12 protein-coding genes and 1 riboswitch are annotated in these 19,025 nt (G+C 72.2%); of the genes, 7 read left to right on the top strand and 5 right to left on the bottom strand.

All coding sequences use genetic code 11. The features are described 5' to 3' along the window. Window positions 1-194: 194 nt before the first annotated feature. Window positions 195-1,601, bottom strand: a complete 1,407-nt coding sequence (locus ACFYZY_RS06925; protein ID WP_388690193.1) for a YibE/F family protein — start codon at window positions 1,599-1,601, stop codon at window positions 195-197. Between the two features lie 71 nt (window positions 1,602-1,672). Next, window positions 1,673-1,818, top strand: a riboswitch (TPP riboswitch). Here ACFYZY_RS06925 and thiC point away from each other — a divergent pair. Beyond that, complete coding sequence (gene thiC / locus ACFYZY_RS06920) at window positions 1,813-3,597, top strand: phosphomethylpyrimidine synthase ThiC (RefSeq protein ID WP_388690192.1); 1,785 nt, start codon at window positions 1,813-1,815, stop codon at window positions 3,595-3,597. It overlaps the preceding riboswitch by 6 nt. A 51-nt stretch (window positions 3,598-3,648) precedes the next feature. On the opposite strand, the gene ACFYZY_RS06915 is transcribed toward thiC, so the two are convergent. The 3 genes from ACFYZY_RS06915 to ACFYZY_RS06905 all read right to left on the bottom strand — a co-directional run bounded on the left by ACFYZY_RS06915 (window position 3,649) and on the right by ACFYZY_RS06905 (window position 7,367). Then, window positions 3,649-4,293 (bottom strand): hypothetical protein, encoded by a 645-nt coding sequence (locus ACFYZY_RS06915; protein ID WP_388690190.1) that lies wholly within the window; start codon window positions 4,291-4,293, stop codon window positions 3,649-3,651. Window positions 4,294-4,454: 161 nt separating this feature from the next. Continuing rightward, window positions 4,455-5,990 (bottom strand): metallophosphoesterase, encoded by a 1,536-nt coding sequence (locus tag ACFYZY_RS06910; RefSeq protein WP_388690189.1) that lies wholly within the window; start codon window positions 5,988-5,990, stop codon window positions 4,455-4,457. Between the two features lie 270 nt (window positions 5,991-6,260). Next, complete coding sequence (locus ACFYZY_RS06905) at window positions 6,261-7,367, bottom strand: LacI family DNA-binding transcriptional regulator (protein ID WP_388690188.1); 1,107 nt, start codon at window positions 7,365-7,367, stop codon at window positions 6,261-6,263. 390 nt (window positions 7,368-7,757) lie between these two features. On the opposite strand from ACFYZY_RS06905, the gene hisC reads away from it, so the two are divergent. From hisC to ACFYZY_RS06880, 5 genes are all read left to right on the top strand, one after another. Further along, window positions 7,758-8,855, top strand: coding sequence for a histidinol-phosphate transaminase (gene hisC / locus ACFYZY_RS06900; protein WP_388690186.1), 1,098 nt, complete (start codon window positions 7,758-7,760; stop codon window positions 8,853-8,855). Between the two features lie 295 nt (window positions 8,856-9,150). After that, a complete protein-coding gene (locus ACFYZY_RS06895) occupies window positions 9,151-10,659 on the top strand; it encodes a cytochrome ubiquinol oxidase subunit I (RefSeq protein WP_388690185.1) in 1,509 nt (502 codons plus the stop codon). Between the two features lie 18 nt (window positions 10,660-10,677). After that, window positions 10,678-11,679, top strand: coding sequence for a cytochrome d ubiquinol oxidase subunit II (gene cydB / locus ACFYZY_RS06890; protein ID WP_388690184.1), 1,002 nt, complete (start codon window positions 10,678-10,680; stop codon window positions 11,677-11,679). 40 nt (window positions 11,680-11,719) lie between these two features. Further along, a complete protein-coding gene (gene cydD, locus ACFYZY_RS06885) occupies window positions 11,720-15,412 on the top strand; it encodes a thiol reductant ABC exporter subunit CydD (protein ID WP_388690183.1) in 3,693 nt (1,230 codons plus the stop codon). A 20-nt stretch (window positions 15,413-15,432) separates the two neighbouring features. Then, a complete protein-coding gene (locus ACFYZY_RS06880) occupies window positions 15,433-17,166 on the top strand; it encodes a GAF domain-containing sensor histidine kinase (protein ID WP_388690182.1) in 1,734 nt (577 codons plus the stop codon). A gap of 54 nt (window positions 17,167-17,220) precedes the next feature. On the opposite strand, the gene ACFYZY_RS06875 is transcribed toward ACFYZY_RS06880, so the two are convergent. Beyond that, window positions 17,221-18,093 carry a Cof-type HAD-IIB family hydrolase gene (locus ACFYZY_RS06875; protein ID WP_388690181.1) on the bottom strand — a complete coding sequence of 291 codons (873 nt, stop codon included), beginning with the start codon at window positions 18,091-18,093 and terminating at the stop codon, window positions 17,221-17,223. Between the two features lie 311 nt (window positions 18,094-18,404). Here ACFYZY_RS06875 and ACFYZY_RS06870 point away from each other — a divergent pair, with 311 nt between their 5' ends. Then, window positions 18,405-18,968: a DUF6083 domain-containing protein gene (locus ACFYZY_RS06870; RefSeq protein ID WP_388690179.1), complete on the top strand. Its 564-nt coding sequence runs from the start codon at window positions 18,405-18,407 to the stop codon at window positions 18,966-18,968. The last annotated feature ends 57 nt before the right edge of the window (window positions 18,969-19,025 follow it).

Here is a 19,025-nt window from a genome sequence, read left to right as displayed (position 1 = left end):
GCCGTCGAACCACCGGACCGTCACGCCGTCGGCCCGTGGTGGTGTCGGTCTGTCTCGGTACCGAGCCGTCGTGTCGTCACGTCGTCGCGTCATCGGGCGGTCGTGTCACCTAGCCGTTGTGCCGACGCGCTGCCCTGACACCAGGACATCCCGGTGCCGGGCAGCCCCGTCGTCGGGCCGCCGGGCCGGGTGCCTCACTTGGCGCGGCGGCGGCGTCCGCCCCGTGTCGGAGCGGAGTTCCGGCTGCCCGTCCCCGGCTGCCGGGAGCCCTCCGTACGGTCGGCGGAGACCACCAGGGCCGCGAGCGCCGTGGTGACCGGAACGGACGCCACCAGGCCGATCGAACCGATCAGCGTCCGGACGATCTCCTCGGCGACCAGCTCGCTGTTGGCCACCGTTCCCATGCTGCTCTGCGCGATGGAGAAGAGGAGCAGCAGCGGGAGGGCGGCGCCCGCGTAGGCGAGCACCAGCGTGTTCACGACCGAGGCGATGTGGTCGCGGCCGATCCGGATGCCCGCCCGGTAGAGCCCGCGCGGCCCCATGGTCGGGTCGGCCTGGTGGAGTTCCCAGACGGCCGACGTCTGCGTGACCGTCACGTCGTCGAGCACGCCGAGCGACCCGATGATGACTCCGGCCAGGAGCAGGCCGGACATGTCGATCTCCGGGTAGAGCCCGTGGATCAGCCCGGTGTTGTCGTCTGTGTTGCCGCTGAGCGACGCCCAGCCGATGAAGAGGGAGCCGAGCAGACCGATCAGCAGCAGTGAGATCAGCGTGCCGAGCACCGCGACCGAGGTGCGAGCCGAGAGCCCGTGGCACATGTAGAGCGCGATCAGCATGATCGCGCTCGATCCGACCACCGCCACGACCAGCGGGTTCGACCCCTGCAGGATCGCCGGCAGGATGAAGAACGTCAGCACCAGGAAACTCACGACCAGCGCGATCAGGGCCATGAGCCCCCGCAGCCGGCCGACCACCACGACCGCGAGGGCGAAGACGCCGGCGAGCAGCGCCATCGGCAGCTTGCGGTTCACGTCCGTCACCGAGTACTGGAGGTCGTGCGGGGCGTCGGGGGCGTACGCCACCACCACGCCCTGGCCCTCGCGCAGTTGGCGCGGCGCACCGGGCTGGACGATCTCGGTGAACTCGCGCCCCTTGTCCGGACCGGTGGTGACCTCGATCGTCGCCTTCCCGCACTGCCCCCGCTGGGCGTCGACCGCCTCGCGCCCCTCCGGGGTGGAGGTGTCCCCGGTCGGCGGGACCTGGCCGACGTTCACGACCTTGCAGTCGACGGACTCGACGGAGACGACCCGGCCCTGCTCGGTCCGCCGGTCGAAACCGACGCCCGTGCGTTCGTGCGCGGGGGCGCCGCCGGGCCACAGGACCGCGAGCCCGACCACGACGGCGGTGGCGAAGGGGATCAGGACGGCGGCGATGACCTTGCGCAGGTGCCGGGAGACCGGAGCGGCGGGGCCGTGACTGTGGCTGTGTCCGTGTCCGGATCCCCGGTCGTGCCCGGTTCCGCTCCCGTGCCCGGGGCCGTGGGAGGGAGCCGGGCCGTGGGTGTGGTCGTGCGGCTCGGGGCTCTGCTGGGGGAAAGTCACCGACCGATCATCGCAAGAACGCCGGAGGCCCACTGTTCAGCACGCCCGGAAGGGCGTTAGCGTGGTGGCACCTTTGCACACGCGGGAGCTCGGAGCACCGGGCTGAGAGGGCGCTGATCACCGTACGCGCGTACCGACGTACGTACGGGAAGGGCTGCGCCGACCGCCGAACCTGTTACCGGGTAATGCCGGCGTAGGGAGATTCGGTCTCATGACCATTCAGGACGCACGCACGCCTGCCTCCGACCAGAACCGGGCCGACGGACAGCAGCGCACGCCGGGCTGGCACAAGGGGTACGTCCAGGGCTCGCGCCCCGATCTGCGGGTGCCGGTCCGTCAGGTGCACCTCACCAACGGCAGGGACGTCACGCTGTACGACACGTCCGGCCCGTACACCGACCCGGCCGTCGACACCGACGTGCGGCGGGGCCTTCCGCCGCTGCGCGAGAACTGGATCGTCGCGCGCGGTGACACCGAGGAGTACGCGGGCCGCCCGGCCCGCCCCGAGGACGACGGCATCAAGCACACCTCGCCGCGCGGCGGCGGCCTCAAGAACCTCGACGCCGTCTTCCCCGGCCGCCCACGCCTGCCCCGCCGGGGCCGCGAGGGCCGGGCGGTGACGCAGCTCGCGTACGCCCGCCGTGGCGAGATCACGCCAGAGATGGAGTACGTCGCGATCCGGGAGAACGTCTCCCCCGAGGTCGTGTGGGAGGAGATCGCCGCGGGCCGGGCCGTGCTCCCGGCGAACGTCAACCACCCGGAGATCGAGCCGATGATCATCGGCAAGCGATTCCTGGTGAAGGTCAACGCCAACATCGGCAACTCCGCCGTCACCTCCTCCATCGAGGAGGAGGTGGAGAAGATGACCTGGGCGACCAAGTGGGGCGCCGACACGGTCATGGACCTGTCCACCGGCCGCAACATCCACACCACCCGCGAGTGGGTGCTGCGCAACTCTCCCGTGCCGATCGGCACCGTGCCGCTCTACCAGGCCCTGGAGAAGGTGGACGGCAGGGCCGAGGAGCTGAGCTGGGAGATCTACAAGGACACGGTGATCGAACAGGCCGAGCAGGGCGTGGACTACATGACGGTGCACGCCGGCGTACTCCTGCCGTACGTGCCGCTCACCGCGCGCCGCAAGACCGGCATCGTCTCGCGCGGCGGCTCGATCATGGCCGCCTGGTGCCTCGCGCACCACAAGGAGAACTTCCTCTACACGCACTTCGAGGAGCTCTGCGAGATCCTGGCGGCGTACGACGTCACGTACTCGCTCGGCGACGGCCTGCGCCCCGGTTCGATCGCGGACGCCAACGACGAGGCGCAGTTCGCGGAGCTGCGCACGCTCGGCGAGCTGAACACCATCGCCAAGCGGCACCACGTGCAGACGATGATCGAGGGTCCGGGACACGTCCCGATGCACAAGATCAAGGAGAACATCGACCTCCAGCAGGAGATCTGCGAGGAGGCGCCGTTCTACACCCTCGGCCCGCTGACGACGGACGTGGCGCCCGCGTACGACCACATCACCTCCGGCATCGGCGCGGCGATGATCGCCTGGTGGGGCACGGCGATGCTCTGCTACGTGACGCCCAAGGAACACCTGGGCCTGCCCAACCGCGACGACGTCAAGACCGGTGTCATCACGTACAAGATCGCGGCCCACGCGGCGGACCTCGCCAAGGGGCATCCGGGCGCGCAGGAGTGGGACGACGCGCTCTCGGACGCGCGCTTCGAGTTCCGCTGGGAGGACCAGTTCAACCTGGCGCTCGACCCGGACACCGCACGCGAGTTCCACGACGAGACGCTGCCGGCGGAGCCCGCGAAGACCGCGCACTTCTGCTCGATGTGCGGCCCGAAGTTCTGCTCGATGAAGATCTCCCAGGACATCCGCCGTGAGCACGGCGGTACGGAACAGGAGATCGAGGCCGGCATGGCGCAGAAGTCCCGGGAGTTCGCGGCGGGCGGCGGCCGCGTCTACCTGCCGCTGGCGGACTGATCCGGCGGGCCGGTCGGCGGCCTCGGGTGCGTCGGCCGGCCCGCCGTCTCCTCAGGGTTCGGCGGGATCGGTGGCGGCGAGGGCGTCCCGGAGGAAGGGGAGGATGCCGCGTTCGAGCAGTGCGAGGCGCCAGGTCTCGCGGGCACGGGAGAGCTCGTCGTCCGGAGCGGTGGGCGGGCCGCCCGCGTTCACCGCGACCGGACTGTTGCGCAGGGCCGTCACGAGGAGCCCGGCGCCGGCGCAGAGCAGGCCGGCGGCGGCGAGGGAGCCGAAGACCAGCCCGGCCGTCAGCAGCGTCGCGCCGAACGCCACGGTGGGGGCGAGGGCGCGCAGCACCGCTCCGACCAGGAGGAGGACGGCGGCGGCGGTGCCCGCGAGGACGGGGACCATGACGGTGACGATCGCGACGACGCCCGCGCCGGGCCCGGGGAGGTCGTACGGGGGCGGGGTACGGGTCCCGGCGGACGCGCGGCTCCGCTCTCGGACCCTGACGAAGTGGTCGTACTCGTTCGCGGCGGCGGAGGTGACCAGAGCTGTCGCGTTCAGCGTCATCGCCCGCAGTTGCGCGGTCGTGAGCCGGGTGCCCACCCCGGCGAGTTCCGGACGTGCGTGGGCGGTGCTCAGTGCGTCGTCGAGGACCCGCTCGTACTCGGCGCGGTCCTCGGTCAGCAGGTGCGGAGCCACGTTCATGTGCATCCCCCGATGCTCCGTAGGCCCGGTTCAGCCGTGGGAATACGGTGGGTCGGGCGGAAACGGAGGAGAGCCTGCTACGGATGGACCCGATGGTAGGGCGACGGTGCCACGGGCTGACAGGGTGTTTCCGGAAATCGCCCTTCTCGGATGCGCAGGGTGATAGGTCAGTCGGTCAGGGGGAGTTGGACCACCAGTAGTTTTCCGGCCATGGTCACTCCGCCGTCCATCGCGATCGCGAGTCCGTCGGCGTAGACGTGCGGTCCGACGACGGCCGGGCGCGCGTTCTCCTCGCCGTCCTCGGTACCGACCTGGCCGAGGAGGTAGGGGATCGGGCTGTGGCCGTGCACGATCCGGTGGCCGCCGTAGGTGGAGAGCAGCTCCTGGACGGCCTGGGGGCCGCCGTCGTCACGGAACGCGAAGCGCTTGGTGAACTTCCGGAAGACGTCCCAGACCTCGTCGGCGTCGTTCCGGTTGAGGATCTCGTGGACGGTTTCGTTGACGTCCTCGATGGTCTCGCCGTATTCGAGGTACGCGGTGGTGTCCGAGTGCACGAGGAGGTGGTTGTCCTCCAGCACCACGGCGTCGAGCCGCGACATCCACTGGAGGTGGACGTCCTGGAGCCGGTCCATGTCCTGCTTCTGGCCGCCGTTGAGCAGCCAGGCGGCCTGGAAGGTGGCGGTGCCCGCTCCGGAGTTGACCGGGGTGTCGCCGAAACGCTTGGCGCCGAGGAGCAGCAGCTCGTGGTTGCCCATGAGGGCCTTGCAGTAGCCGCCGGCGGCGGCGGCCTCGGCGGAGAGACGCATGACCAGGTCGATGACGCCGATGCCGTCGGGGCCGCGGTCGGTGAAGTCGCCGAGGAACCAGAGACGGGCGTTGCCCGCGGCCCAGCCGCCGTTCTCGTCGACGAGGCCCTGGGCGCGGAGCGCCACGAGGAGTTCGTCGAGGTAGCCGTGGACGTCGCCGACGACGAAGAGGGGGCCGGGGCCTTCGCCGGACGCGGGCTCGCCGGCGGGGGCGGGCGCGGGGGTGACGTGGACCTGGACGGTGTCGCCCCGGTTGATGACGGGCAGGTCGCGTTCGGTCGGCGTGTAGCCCTCGGGGACCTCGCCCTCGGGGAAGGCGTTGCCGGGGTGGCCGGAGTGCTCGGCGGGCACGGAGGCGGTGGGAACGGCGGAGGAGCCGGCGTCCGTGCCGTCCGAGTCGGTGCGCGCGGGCGCGGTGCGGTGGCCCAGGCGCAGGGTCGGATCGGCGGGCAGGGGCGCGACGGCCCGCGGCGTTGTGGCCGGGGGCGCGGCCGGCTGCCGCGCGGCTTCGCGCGCCGGGAGCGGCACGGCCTCGACGGGGGAGGACGCGACGGGGGGAAGGGTTCCGGCGGGGTCCTGGCGGATCGCCGCGGCGGGGTGCCCGGCGGGCACGGTGGGCGGGGGCGGTGCCTGGCCCGGTGCCGGGTGCGCGCCGTGCGGGGGCTCCGCGTACGAGGGGCCCGGCGGTGACGACTCCGCGTGAGGGGACGTGTGCGACGGCTCCGGGCGCGCATGCTCCGCGTACGGGTGTTCCACCGGCCCGGCCGCCGACGGAGGCCGCGGGGCCGACGGTTCGGCGGCATGGCCCTGTACGGGTACGCGCGCGTACGGCGGTACGCGGAAGTCACGCAGTGTCGCCGTGCGTACCACGGGCTCCTGACCGGCCCCCTGAGTCATCGACCCCTCCACCACCGTCGCGATGCCCTGCACATCGCGGACCGGCCTGGTCGGGGTGGTCCGCGGTGTCGTCCGCCCATCATAGGAATGAGGGTCCTCCTGTGGGACGCACCAGGGTGGTGAATCCGGGTCCACTCCGGGTTCACCGGTCGTTTCGCCCGGATTGGGGAGATGTGATCCAGGGTCGTGACCGGTGTGGTGTTCGGTTTCGCCGTTCCCGCCCCGGGGCAGGGGCGGGAACGGCGTGTTCGAAGGGCCGTTCGCGGGAGGTCAGTCCTTCGCGGGCGAGCGCGGCGGGCTGACCGTCGTGCGGGGCGGACGGCGCTGCGAGGAGGTGCGGACGATGAGCTCGGTGGGTATCACCTGTTCGACCGGGCCGTCGCTCTCGGCCCCTTCGATGGCGTCGATGAGGAGCTGGACGACGGCCGTGCCGATCCGGCGCGGCTTGAGCGAGAGCGTGGTGATGGGCGGTTCGGTCGTGGCATAGCCGGCCGACTCGCTGCAGCAGACCAGCAGGAGGTCGTCCGGGACGCGGAGCCCGTAGCGGCGCGCGGCCGCGAGGAGGTCGGTTCCGTTGGGGTCGAAGAGGCCGTACACGGCGTCGGGACGGTCCGGGCGGGCGAGCAGCCGGTCGGCCGCGACGGCGCCCGCGCACGGATCGTGCGCCGGATACGACTCGTAGACGGGGTCCTGCCCCACGCGCGCGCACCAGTTGAGGTACGCGGTGGTGGAGAGGCGGGTGTACGTGTCGGTGGTGGTGCCGGTCAGGAGGCCGATGCGGCGGGCACCGGCGTCGGCGAGGTGGTCGAGCAGGTCGAGGACGGCGGCTTCGTGGTCGTTGTCGACCCAGGCGGTGACCGGAAGGGTGCCGGCGGGGCGCCCGTCGGAGACGACGGGGAGGCCCTGGCGGACCAGTTCGGTGACGACCGGGTCGTGGTCGGAGGGGTCGATGACGACGGTGCCGTCGAGGGCGACGTTCGACCAGACGTCGTGGCGGGAGGTGGCGGGGAGGATGACCAGGGCGTAGCCCCGCGCGAGCGCGGCCGACGTGGCCGCCCTGGCCATCTCCGCGAAGTACGCGAATTCGGTGAAGGTGAAAGGTTCATCCCCGTACGTGGTCACGGTCAGGCCGATGAGTCCCGACTTGCCGGTACGGAGCGTGCGGGCCGCCGCCGACGGGCGGTAACCCAACCGGTCGGCGACCTCGCGGACGTGGCGGCGGGTGGCGTCGGGGAGCCGGCCCTTCCCGTTGAGCGCGTCGGAGACCGTCGTGATGGAGACCCCGGCGGCGGCGGCCACGTCCCGGATGCCTGCCCGGCCCTGCCGGTTTCCCCGGGTCTGTGCCCGGCTCACCTGATGCTTCCCTGCTGCTGTCATGGCGAGCTGATAGTAGGGCGAGGGAGGACGGTCGGGACGGCCGCATATGCGGGCGTTGACAGGCACGTTTCTGCATGATCCGAAGCATCCAACATGCATAAAAGCAAAGGCAGTTGCGGGTAAGCCCCTATGTTTCCCGGGCGTCGAGCGGCATGGACCTGGTGAGGGGGCGCGGTCGGGAAGTGGTCTCAACTCACCTCTACGGGGGACGCGCGCCACGGCGTTCGCCACCGGCGCGCGCCACCCGGGCGCGCGCTCCCCCCTGTCGGGGAAGCTCCGGGCGCGACCGCACGGCGTGTCCTTCCCGTTGTCCACAGCCCATTCGCACCGGAGGCGAATCCTCTTAAGGTGAGGAGTATTGGTGGTACGTACGGTCGAGGAGGCCACACTGTGAGCGAGACCAGCGGGACGAGCACCGGCAGCCCCAGGCTGCGCGCCGAGCTGGACGGTATCCCCACCTACAAGCCGGGCAAGCCGGCCGCCCAGGGCGGCCCCGTGGCCTTCAAGCTGTCCTCCAACGAGAACCCCTATCCGCCGCTGCCGGGGGTCCTGGAGAGCGTGGTGGCCGCCGCCGACACCTTCCACAGGTACCCCGACATGGCCTGCACCGGTCTGATGGCGGAGCTGGCCGAGCGCTTCGGCGTGCCCGTCTCCCACCTGGCCACGGGCACCGGCTCGGTCGGGATCGCGCAGTCGCTGATCCAGGCCACCTCGGGACCGGGCGACGAGGTGATCTACGCCTGGCGCTCTTTTGAGGCGTACCCGATCATCACGCAGATCAGCGGGGCCACCTCGGTGCGGGTGCCGCTGACCGACGGCGAGGTGCACGACCTCGACGCGATGGCGGAGGCGATCACCGACCGGACCCGGTTGATCTTCGTCTGCAATCCGAACAATCCCACGGGAACCGCCGTGCGCCGGGCCGAGCTGGAGCGGTTCCTCGACCGGGTGCCCTCCGACGTCCTGGTCGTGCTCGACGAGGCGTACCGGGAGTTCGTGCGCGACGCCGAGGTCCCGGACGGCGTCGAGCTGTACCGAGACCGCCCCAACGTCGCCGTGCTGCGGACCTTCTCCAAGGCGTACGGCCTGGCCGGACTGCGGGTCGGCTTCGCGATCGCCCACGAGCCGGTGGCGGCGGCGCTGCGTAAAACGGCCGTGCCGTTCGGCGTGAGCCAGCTGGCGCAGGACGCGGCGGTGGCCTCGCTGCGGGCCGAGGACGAGCTGCTGGGCCGGGTCGGATCGCTGGTGACCGAGCGCGAGCGGGTCCACGCGGCGCTGGTGGCCCAGGGCTGGACCGTGCCGGACACCCAGGCGAACTTCGTCTGGCTGCGGCTCGGCGAGCGGACGGCGGACTTCGCGGCGACGTGCGAGCGGCACGGAGTGGTGGTGCGGCCCTTCGCGGGCGAGGGCGTGCGCGTCACGATCGGCGAGGGAGAGGCGAACGACCTCTTCCTCCAGGCGGCCGAGGGCTTCCGCAAGGAGCTCTGAGGAACGGCCCGGCCGGCCCCCCGGCGACCCGACGCGTCAGGTTTCCGGGACCCGGTACGGGCCCCGAGCCCCGGCCCCCGCGAGCGATCCCGCTCGCGGGGGCTCTTCCGTGCGGGGCCGGATGTGAGGAAAGAGACGTCCCCGGCGGGGACCCCGAAGACAAGTACGGATTTCATGTGAGCCATAATGCTTGTGAATGTGAACGCGTTCACAAGCATGTCCTGTTCATGCCGGTACGGCCGGTATGGGAGGGCGAACCGCCGATATGACCACGGCGATGTAAGGAGAGACCGACGTGGACCTCGCTCTTGCGCCAGAGACTCTGGCGCGTTGGCAGTTCGGCATCACCACCGTCTACCACTTCCTCTTCGTCCCCCTGACGATCTCCCTGGCCGCCCTCACCGCAGGGCTCCAGACGGCCTGGGTGCGGACGGAGAACGAGAAGTACCTCAGGGCGACGAAGTTCTGGGGCAAGCTCTTCCTGATCAACATCGCCATGGGCGTGGTCACCGGCATCGTGCAGGAGTTCCAGTTCGGCATGAACTGGTCCGACTACTCGCGTTTCGTCGGTGACATCTTCGGTGCCCCGCTCGCCTTCGAGGCGCTCATCGCCTTCTTCTTCGAGTCGACCTTCATCGGCCTGTGGATCTTCGGCTGGGACAAGCTGCCGAAGAAGATCCACCTCGGCTGCATGTGGATGGTGTCGATCGGCACGGTCCTCTCCGCGTACTTCATCCTGGCGGCCAACTCCTGGATGCAGCACCCCGTGGGCTACCGGATCAACAAGGAGCGCGGCCGGGCGGAACTCACCGACTTCTGGCACGTGCTCACCCAGAACACCGCCGTCGCCCAGTTCTGCCACACCATCACGGCGGCCTTCCTGGTCGGCGGCGCGTTCATGGTCGGCATATCCGCCTTCCACCTGGCGCGCAAGAAGCACATCCCGGTGATGCGGACCTCCCTGCGGCTCGGTCTGATCACCCTGATCATCGCCGGTCTCGGCACCGCCGTCAGCGGCGACCTGCTCGGCAAGGTCATGTTCAAGCAGCAGCCGATGAAGATGGCCGCCGCCGAGGCGCTCTGGGACGGGGAGGCCCCCGCGCCCTTCTCGATCTTCGCCTACGGAGACGTCGACAAGGGCCACAACAAGGTCGCCGTCGAGGTCCCCGGGCTGCTCTCCTTCCTCGCGAACGACGACTTCAGCTCGTACGTGCCCGGCATCAACGACGTCAACAAGGCCGAGCAGGAGAAGTACGGCCCCGGCGACTACCGGCCCAACATCCCCGTCGCCTACTGGGGCTTCCGCTGGATGATCGGCTTCGGCATGGCCTCCCTGACCCTGGGCATGATCGGCCTCTGGCTGACCCGGAAGAAGTTCATGCTGGCGCCGGGGCTGCGGACGGGCGAGGACGAGGTGCCGAACCTGGTCCTCTTCAAGAACAAGGCCCTCAGCCACCGGATCGGCCGCTGGTACTGGATCGTCGCCCTCTGGACGATGCTCTTCCCGCTGATCGCCAACTCCTGGGGCTGGATCTTCACCGAGATGGGCCGCCAGCCGTGGGTGGTCTACGGCGTGCTGCGCACCCGTGACGCCGTCTCCCCCGGTGTCTCCCAGGGCGAGGTCCTCACCTCCATGCTCGTCTTCACCCTGCTCTACGCCGTCCTCGCGGTCGTCGAGGTCAGGCTCCTCGTCAAGTACGTCAAGGCGGGGCCGCCCGAGCTGACCGACGACGACCTCAACCCGCCCACCAGGATCGGCGGGGACACCCGTGACCCCGACCGGCCCATGGCCTTCTCGTACTGAGGCTCAGGAGATCGAGGCATGGAACTCCACGACGTCTGGTTCGTACTCATCGCCGTCCTCTGGACCGGCTACTTCTTCCTCGAAGGGTTCGACTTCGGGATCGGTGTCCTGACCAAGCTGCTCGCCCGCGACCGGGTCGAGAAGCGGGTCCTCATCAACACCATCGGCCCCGTCTGGGACGGCAACGAGGTGTGGCTGCTCACCGCCGGCGGCGCGACCTTCGCCGCGTTCCCCGAGTGGTACGCGACGCTGTTCTCGGGCTTCTACCTGCCGTTGCTGCTCATTCTGGTCTGCCTGATCATCCGGGGCGTCGCCTTCGAGTACCGGGCCAAGCGGTCCGGGGAGAAGTGGCAGCGCAACTGGGAGCAGGCCATCTTCTGGACCTCACTGCTGCCCGCGTTCCTCTGGGGCGTGGCCTTCGGCAACATCGTCCGGGGCGTGCGGATCGACGGGGACATGGAATACGTCGGCACCCTCGGGGACCTGCTCAACCCGTACGCGCTCCTCGGCGGCCTGGTCACGCTCACCCTGTTCACCTTCCACGGCGCGGTCTTCGCCTCGCTCAAGACGGTCGGGGACATCCGGGTCCGGGCACGCGCGCTCGCGCTCAGGCTGGGGCCGGTCACGGCGGTGCTCGCGCTCGCCTTCCTGATCTGGACCCAGGTCCACACGGGGAACGGCTGGAGCCTGATGGCGACGGCGGTCGCGGCGGTGGCGCTCGTCGGCGCGATCGTCGCCATCGGAGCGGGGCGCGAGGGCTGGTCGTTCGCGCTCTCGGGGATCACGATCGCCGCCTCGGTGGCGATGCTCTTCCTCGCGCTCTTCCCGGACGTCATGCCGTCCTCGCTCGACTCGGCGTGGAGCCTGACCGTGACGAACGCCTCGTCGAGCCCGTACACGCTCAAGATCATGACGTGGTGCGCCGCGATCGCGACCCCGCTGGTGCTGCTCTACCAGAGCTGGACCTACTGGGTGTTCCGCAAGCGGATCGGCACGCAGCACATCGCCGACGCCCACTGAGGACCGCCGTGGAAACCAGGCCGACGCTCACCAGAGGGGCATGTTTCACGTGAAACCGATCGATCCGCGTCTGCTCCGGTACGCCAGGGCCACCCGTCTCTTCCTGATCGCGGTGGTCGTGCTCGGCCTCCTCGGAGCGGCGCTGGTCGTCGCCCAGGCGATGCTCATCGCCGAGATCGTGGTGGGGGCCTTCCAGGAGGGCCGGCCGGTGTCCGCCCTGGCCACCCCCCTGCTGCTGCTCGCCGGAGTGGCGGTGGCGCGGGGGGTGGTCTCCTGGCTGACCGAACTCGCCGCCCACCGGGCGAGCGCGGCGGTCAAGTCCGAACTACGCGGCCGGCTCCTCGTCCGCGCCGCCGCCCTCGGTCCCGGGTGGCTCGGCGGTCAGCGGACCGGTTCGCTGATCGCCCTCGCGACGCGGGGCGTGGACGCGCTCGACGACTACTTCGCCCGCTACCTGCCCCAGCTGGGACTCGCGGTGGTCGTGCCGGTGGCGGTCCTGGCCCGGATCGTCACCGAGGACTGGGTGTCGGCGGCGATCATCGTCGTCACGCTGCCGCTCATCCCGCTCTTCATGGTCCTCATCGGCTGGTACACCCAGGCCCGGACGGACCGGCAGTGGAAGCTGCTCTCGCGGCTCTCCGGTCACTTCCTGGACGTGGTGGCAGGTCTGCCCACCCTCAAGATCTTCGGCCGGGCGAAGGCCCAGGCCGAGTCGATCCGCGCGATCACCTCCGCGTACCGGCAGGCGACGATGCGCACGCTGCGGATCGCCTTCCTCTCCTCCTTCGCCCTCGAACTGCTCGCCACGCTGTCCGTCGCCCTGGTCGCCGTGACCATCGGCATGCGACTGGTCCACGGCGGTCTCGACCTCTCCACCGGACTCGTCATCCTGATCCTGGCCCCCGAGGCGTACCTCCCACTGCGGCAGGTGGGGGCGCAGTACCACGCGGCCGCGGAGGGGCTCGCCGCCGCGGAGGAGATCTTCGCCGTCCTGGAGCGGCCGGTCCGGGAGGGCGGCACGGGGGCGGTGCCGGACTCCGTGCGCCTGGAACTGGACACCGTGACGGTGCGCCACGCCGGACGGACCGAACCGTCGCTCGACGCGGTGACGCTGACCGTCGAGCCGGGCGAGACGGTGGCCCTGGTCGGACCGAGCGGCGCCGGGAAGTCGACGCTGCTCGACGTGGTCCTCGGCTTCACAGCCCCGGAACCGGGCGGTTCCGTGCGGGTCGGCGGCCGGGACCTCGCGGCGCTCGACGCGGAGGAGTGGCGTTCGCGGATCGCCTGGGTGCCGCAGCGTCCGTACCTCTTCGCGGGGACGATCGCCGAGAACGTACGCCTTGCCCGCCCGGACGCCACCGACGAAGCGGTCCGGGAGGCCCTGCGCGACGCGGGGGCGGACGGGTTCGTCGCGGGTCTCCCGGACGGGACCGAGACCCTGCTCGGCGAGGACGGTGCCGGGCTCTCGGCGGGACAGCGGCAGCGGCTCGCGCTCGCCCGTGCCTTCCTGGCCGACCGGCCCCTGTTGCTGCTCGACGAGCCCACGGCCGCGCTGGACGGCGAGACGGAGGCGGGCGTGGTCGACGCGGTCCGGCGCCTCGCGGCCGGCCGGACGGTTCTGCTGGTGGTCCACCGTCCGGCGCTCCTCGCGGTGGCGGACCGGGTGGTGAGCCTGGCGGGCCCGGCTGCCGCCGCAACGGCCGCGGCCGACGGGTCGGTCACCGCCGGCGGTGCCGGTCCGGACGGGACGCCGGACGCGGCCGGTGACGTCGGCGCGGCGACGGCCGCCGACGGGGACGGCACGGCCGAGGGGACCGGGCCGGACCCGGCCGGTACGGGTGCCCGGACCGGCGTGGACGGAACCGTCGACGGTGAACCGCGCGGCCCGGTCGGCGCCACGGCCCCGCGCGGTGTGCTGCGGCGGGTCCGGGACATGGCGGGGGCGCTCAAGGGACGCATGACGCTCGCCCTGTCGCTCGGAAGCCTCGCCCTCGGTTCCGCCGTCGGACTCATGGCCGTGTCCGGCTGGCTCATCTCCCGGGCCTCCGAACAGCCGCCCGTGCTCCACCTGATGATGGCGGTCACCGCCACGCGCGCCTTCGGCATCGGCCGGGCCGTCTTCCGGTACGCCGAACGGCTCGTCTCGCACGACGCCGTCCTGCGGATGCTCGCCGACCTGCGGGTCTCCGTCTACCGGCGGCTGGAACGGATCACCCCCGCCGGACTGCGGCGCACCGGCCGCGGCGACCTGCTCGCCCGGCTCGTCCAGGACGTCGACGCGCTCCAGGACTACTGGCTGCGGTGGCTGCTCCCGGCGGGCACCGCGCTCGTCGTGGGCGTCGTGTCCACCGGGTTCACCACCTGGCTGCTGCCCGAGGCCGGTGCCGTCCTCGCCGTGGGCCTGCTGGTCGCGGGGACCGCCGTACCCGCGGTCGGCGGGGCCCTCGCCCGCCGGACCGGACGGCGGCTCGCCCCCGCGCGCGGCGCCCTGGCGTCCGCCGTGGCCGACCTGCTCCGCGGTTGCGCCGAGCTGACGGTGGCCGGCGCCCTGCGGAGCCGTGTCGAGCGGACCCGGGCGGTCGACCGGACGCTCACCGGCATCGCCGCCCGGCAGGCCGCGGCCACCGCGCTCGGCGCCGGGCTCTCCGCCCTGGTCTGCGGCCTCACGGTCGTGGCCGCCGCGGTCGTCGGCGTCCAGGCCGTACGGGACGGACGGCTCGACGGGGTGTCCCTCGCCGTGGTCGTCCTGACGCCCCTCGCCGCCTTCGAGGCCGTGACCGGGCTGCCGCTCGCCGTTCAGTACCGGCAGCGCGTCAAGCACAGCGCCGAGCGGGTCCTCGACGTGCTCGACGCCCCCGTGCCCGTACACGAGCCGAGGACGCCCGTCGCGCCTCCCGAGGGGCCGTTCCCGCTGGAGCTGACCGGGGTCTCCGCCCGGTACGCCGGTCAGGAGCGTCCGGCGCTCGCCGGTTTCGGCCTCACCCTGGAGGCCGGGCGCCGGGTCGCCGTCGTCGGCGCATCCGGCTCCGGGAAGACCACGCTCGCCCAGGTGCTGCTGCGGTTCCTGGACGTGGAGGAGGGCACGTACCGGATCGGCGGTGTGCCCGCCCGGGAGCTGGAGGGGGACGCGGTACGGCGCCTCGTCGGCCTCTGTGCCCAGGACGCGCACCTCTTCGACAGCTCCGTCCGCGAGAACCTGCGGCTCGCCGGGGTCGGCGCGGACGACGGGGAGTTGCGCGAGGCGCTGCGGCGGGCCCGGCTGCTCGACTGGGTGGAGGCACTGCCGCGGGGGATGGACACCCTCGTGGGCGAACACGGCGCCCGGCTCTCCGGCGGCCAGCGCCAGCGGCTCGCGCTCGCGCGGGCCCTCCTGGCGGACTTCCCGGTCCTCCTCCTGGACGAGCCGGCCGAACACCTGGACCTCACCACCGCCGACGCGCTCACCGACGACCTGCTGCGGGCCACCGAGGGCCGTACCACCGTCCTCATCACCCACCGGCTGTACGGCCTCGACGCCGTCGACGAGGTGATCGTCCTGGACGGGGGGCGGGCCGTCCAGCGCGGACCGTACGCCGAGCTGGCGGCGGAGGAGGGCCCGCTGCGCCGGATGCTGGAGCGGGAACGGGAGGCCGATTCGCTCGCCGCAGCCGTGGTGAACGGGGCGGCCGGAGCCCGTCACCGCGACGGTGACCGGGCGGTCGGCGCGGGACAGCCGACTTTTCTCTGCAAATAGGGCTTATTAGGCTCAAGCACATGACCGCCACCGAGTCCGGCGCCCCGGACCCCCCGGAAGCCGCCGACGAGTCCACGGGCCCCCTGGAGGCTGCCGCCCGCGGCCTCCAGGGGCTGTCCACGGAGCTCACCGCCCGTGTGCCGCAACTCTTGGAGGCCATGCGCTCGGTCGGTGCCGGACTCGAACTCCACACCACCCTCGACCGCATCTGCGAGACCGCCGCCGAACTCGCCGACGCCCGGTACGCGGCGATCGGCGTCGTCGACGACGCGGGCGACGGCCTCTCCGACTTCGTCACCTTCGGCGTCGACGAGGACGTGGCCCGCCGGATCGGACATCTTCCCGACGGGCACGCGGGACTGCTCGGAGCGCTGATCCGCGACCCGGGCACCATCCGGCTCGCCGACCTCTCGAAGGATCCGCGCGCGGCGGGCTTCCCGCCCGGGCACCCGCCGATGCGGAGCTTCCTCGGCGTCCCCATCCGGGTCCAGGGCGAGATCTTCGGCAACCTCTACCTCGCGGAGAAGCGCGACGGGGGCGAGTTCAACGACTACGACGTGCACATGGTCCGGGTGCTCGCCACCGAGGCCGGCATCGCCATCGGCAACGCCCGTCTGTACGAGGCCGCGCGGCAGCGCGAACGGTGGATCGACGGTTCGGTCGCCGTCACCACAGCCCTGCTCTCCGGCGGCGACGCCGACGACTCCCTCACGGTCGTCGCCGAACAGGCCCGCCGTCTCGCCGGCGCGGACGTCGGCATCGTGCTGCTCCCCGCGGAGGAGGGCGGCCTGGAGATCGTCGCCGTCTCCTCGACGCGGCCCACGAAGGCACTGGGCGTGGTGATCCCGCCCGAGAGCAGCGCCGTGGCGCGGCTCCTGAAGGGCGAGGCGGTCTTCCTGACGGACGCCTCGACGGACCCGCGCGTGATCGGCCCGCTGACCTCCGAGTACGGACCGAGCATGATCCTCCCGCTGCAGAGCGGGGGCCGGGTGCTCGGCGCGCTCGCCACGCCCCGGCTGCTGGGCGGCCGCCCGTTCACCGAGGGGGAACGGACGCTCGCCGAGCAGTTCGCCTCGCAGGCGGCGCTCGCCCTGATGATGGCCGAGGCGCAGCGGGACCGGGAACGCCTCGCCGTGTACGAGGACCGCGACCGCATCGCCCGTGACCTGCACGATCTGGTCATCCAGCGGCTCTTCGCCACCGGCATGATGCTGGAGAGCGCCCAGCGCCGGTCGATCGTGCCGGCCGTGCGCGAGGGCGTGGGCAAGGCCGTGGACGAACTGGACGTCACCATCCAGGAGATCCGCACGGCGATCTTCGCGCTCCAGCAGGGCCCCGCCGAAGCACCGGCGGGGCTGCGCACCCGCGTCCTGCGGGAGATCAACATGGCGGCCGTGCCGCTCGGCTTCACGCCGGCCCATCGCTTCCTCGGCCCGATCGACTCGACGGTCGGCGAACTCACCGGCAAGAACCTCGTCGCCGCCCTGCGGGAGGCGCTGTCCAACGCCTTCCGGCACGCGGGCGCCGGCCGGATCGAGGTGGTCGTCGACGCCGGGGCCACCCTGCCCGACGGCTCCGCCGGGGTGCGCCTCTCGGTCGCCGACGACGGCGTCGGCCTCCCGGAGGGCGGGCGGCGCAGCGGCCTGCGCAATCTGGCCCGGCGGGCGGAGTCCCTGGGGGGCGCGAGCTGGTGCGGGCCGGGGATCGGGGAGGGCGGCGGCGGTACGGCGCTGATCTGGGAGGCGCCGTTGTAGGGGAGCGACCCGGGAGCCCGCCCCCTGGCGCGTCCGGGAGCCCGGGTCCTCGGCCTACGACGCGTCCGGGGTCCCGGCCAGGGACTCGGCGACGAGCTGTTCGATGACGACGGCCACCCCGTCCTCGTTGTTGCCGGCCGTGCGGCCGGTGGCCGCGGTGACCACGTCGGGGTGGGCGTTGCCCATCGCGTACGAGCGGCCCGCCCAGCTGAGCATCTCGATGTCGTTCGGCATGTCCCCGAAGGCGACGACCTCCTCGGCCGCGATCCCGCGCTCGGCGCAGCACAGGGCCAGGGTGGACGCCTTGGAGACCCCGAGCGCGCTGATCTCGATGAGGGCGGTGGGACTGGACCGGGTGAAGGCGGCCAGATCGCCCGCCGCCGTTCTGGCCACGGCCAGGAACACGTCGGGATCGAGGTCCGGGTGCTGAGCGAGCAGCTTGAGCACCGGGGCCGCCGCTCCCGCCTCCTCCTCGAAGAGCAGCTTCTCGGCGGTCGCGACGGTGGCGCCGGGGTCCAGGAAGAAGGGCGGGTAGTGGGGCTCGTAGTGAATGCCGGTGGTGAGCTCGACGGCGAAGGAGGTCCCGGGCGCGGCGGCGCGCAGGGCCTCGACGACGTCGAGGGCGACCGGCCGTTCCAGCGGGCGGACCTCCAGGAAGGCGCCTCCCGCGTGGAGGTCGACGACGGCGGCGCCGTTGGCGCAGATCGCCATCCCGTGCCCGTGGACGTGGGCGCTGACGACGTCCATCCAGCGGGCCGGGCGGCCGGTGACGAAGAAGACCTCGATCCCGGCCCGCTCGGCCGAGGCGAGGGCGGCCACCGTGCGCTCGGAGACGGTCTTGTCGTCGCGGAGCAGCGTGCCGTCGAGATCGGTGGCGATCAGCCGGGGCGCCGGGGCGGAAGAACGCGGGGAACGGGGAGAGGTCACCGCCCCATTCTTCCGTATCGCGCGCACGGGCGTGCGGGGAGTCGCACATATGAGTGGTGGGAGGGGGAGGGCGAGGCGGATCGGGAGGCCGGGTGGGTGTCCGGCGGGCCCGGCGTCGGCGTCGGTGCCGGGGAGGGCGGACGGGCGTTCCCGGGACCACGTGTCCGGGGCCCTCGGGGTCCGGGACGAGCCGCGCGGTGCCGGGACGGGGAGGCGGTGGACGGGAAGCCGGTGGATGGTGAGTGCGCGTGCGGGAGATGTTCGCGTGGGGGACGCCCGGACATGGCCGTAAACATCCGTTCGTTTCCCCCGTGGACGGGGAAGGTTCCTACGAGCTGACGACATCCCTGGGGGCGGACATGGTCGCGGGCCGGTGGAGCGCGGAGTGCGACTTCTGCGGTGCTCCGTACGGGACGTGGGTCGCGAGTCTGGGGATGGCCCTCTGCTCGGAGTGCGAGCGGACCGGGGCGGACCGGCCCGCGCGGGAGCCGGTGCTGGTGGGCGACGTCCTGGCCGGCCTGGCCGACGCGGTGTCGTCCGCGTCCCGCCCGGGGAGCGCCGTACCGGACGCGCGCGGTCCCTCCTCCACGGCCTGCCGAGGGTGCGGGGCGCGCACCGAACGGCATCGGACGGCGCGCGGCCGCTGGGTTCCGGTTGAGCCCGGAGAGCTGGCGGTACGCGCCGTCCCGGCGGACCTGCGCTGGCGCGTGGCGGGCGACGGGACCGTGGTCGGCCCGGGGGCCACGACGTCTTCCGGGACGTGCCGGATCAGTCACTTAGACGTCTGCCCGACCCGCCCGGCCCCGGTCGGCGCCCCGGTCCTGCTCGCCCTGTGGCGCGGCCACGCCCGCCGGGTGGCATGGCCGGAGGAGTGAGGGAGTACGGCACGGGCGGTCCCGACCCGGGCCGGGGCCGTATCGCCGTGTCCTCGG

The sequence above is a fragment of the Streptomyces sp. NPDC001744 genome (assembly GCF_042892575.1).
GTDB lineage: Bacteria > Actinomycetota > Actinomycetes > Streptomycetales > Streptomycetaceae > Streptomyces.
This window is presented reverse-complemented; position numbering and strand designations above follow the sequence as displayed.

Excerpts from the sequence above, each read along its gene's own strand:
- cydD (WP_388690183.1), top strand. The coding sequence starts at position 11,720 with ATGTTTCACGTGAAACCGATCGATCCGCGTCTGCTCCGGTACGCCAGG.
- cydB (WP_388690184.1), top strand. The coding sequence starts at position 10,678 with ATGGAACTCCACGACGTCTGGTTCGTACTCATCGCCGTCCTCTGGACC.
- thiC (WP_388690192.1), top strand. The coding sequence starts at position 1,813 with ATGACCATTCAGGACGCACGCACGCCTGCCTCCGACCAGAACCGGGCC.
- ACFYZY_RS06910 (WP_388690189.1), bottom strand. The coding sequence starts at position 5,990 with ATGACTCAGGGGGCCGGTCAGGAGCCCGTGGTACGCACGGCGACACTG.
- ACFYZY_RS06915 (WP_388690190.1), bottom strand. The coding sequence starts at position 4,293 with ATGCACATGAACGTGGCTCCGCACCTGCTGACCGAGGACCGCGCCGAG.
- ACFYZY_RS06880 (WP_388690182.1), top strand. The coding sequence starts at position 15,433 with ATGACCGCCACCGAGTCCGGCGCCCCGGACCCCCCGGAAGCCGCCGAC.
- ACFYZY_RS06905 (WP_388690188.1), bottom strand. The coding sequence starts at position 7,367 with ATGACAGCAGCAGGGAAGCATCAGGTGAGCCGGGCACAGACCCGGGGA.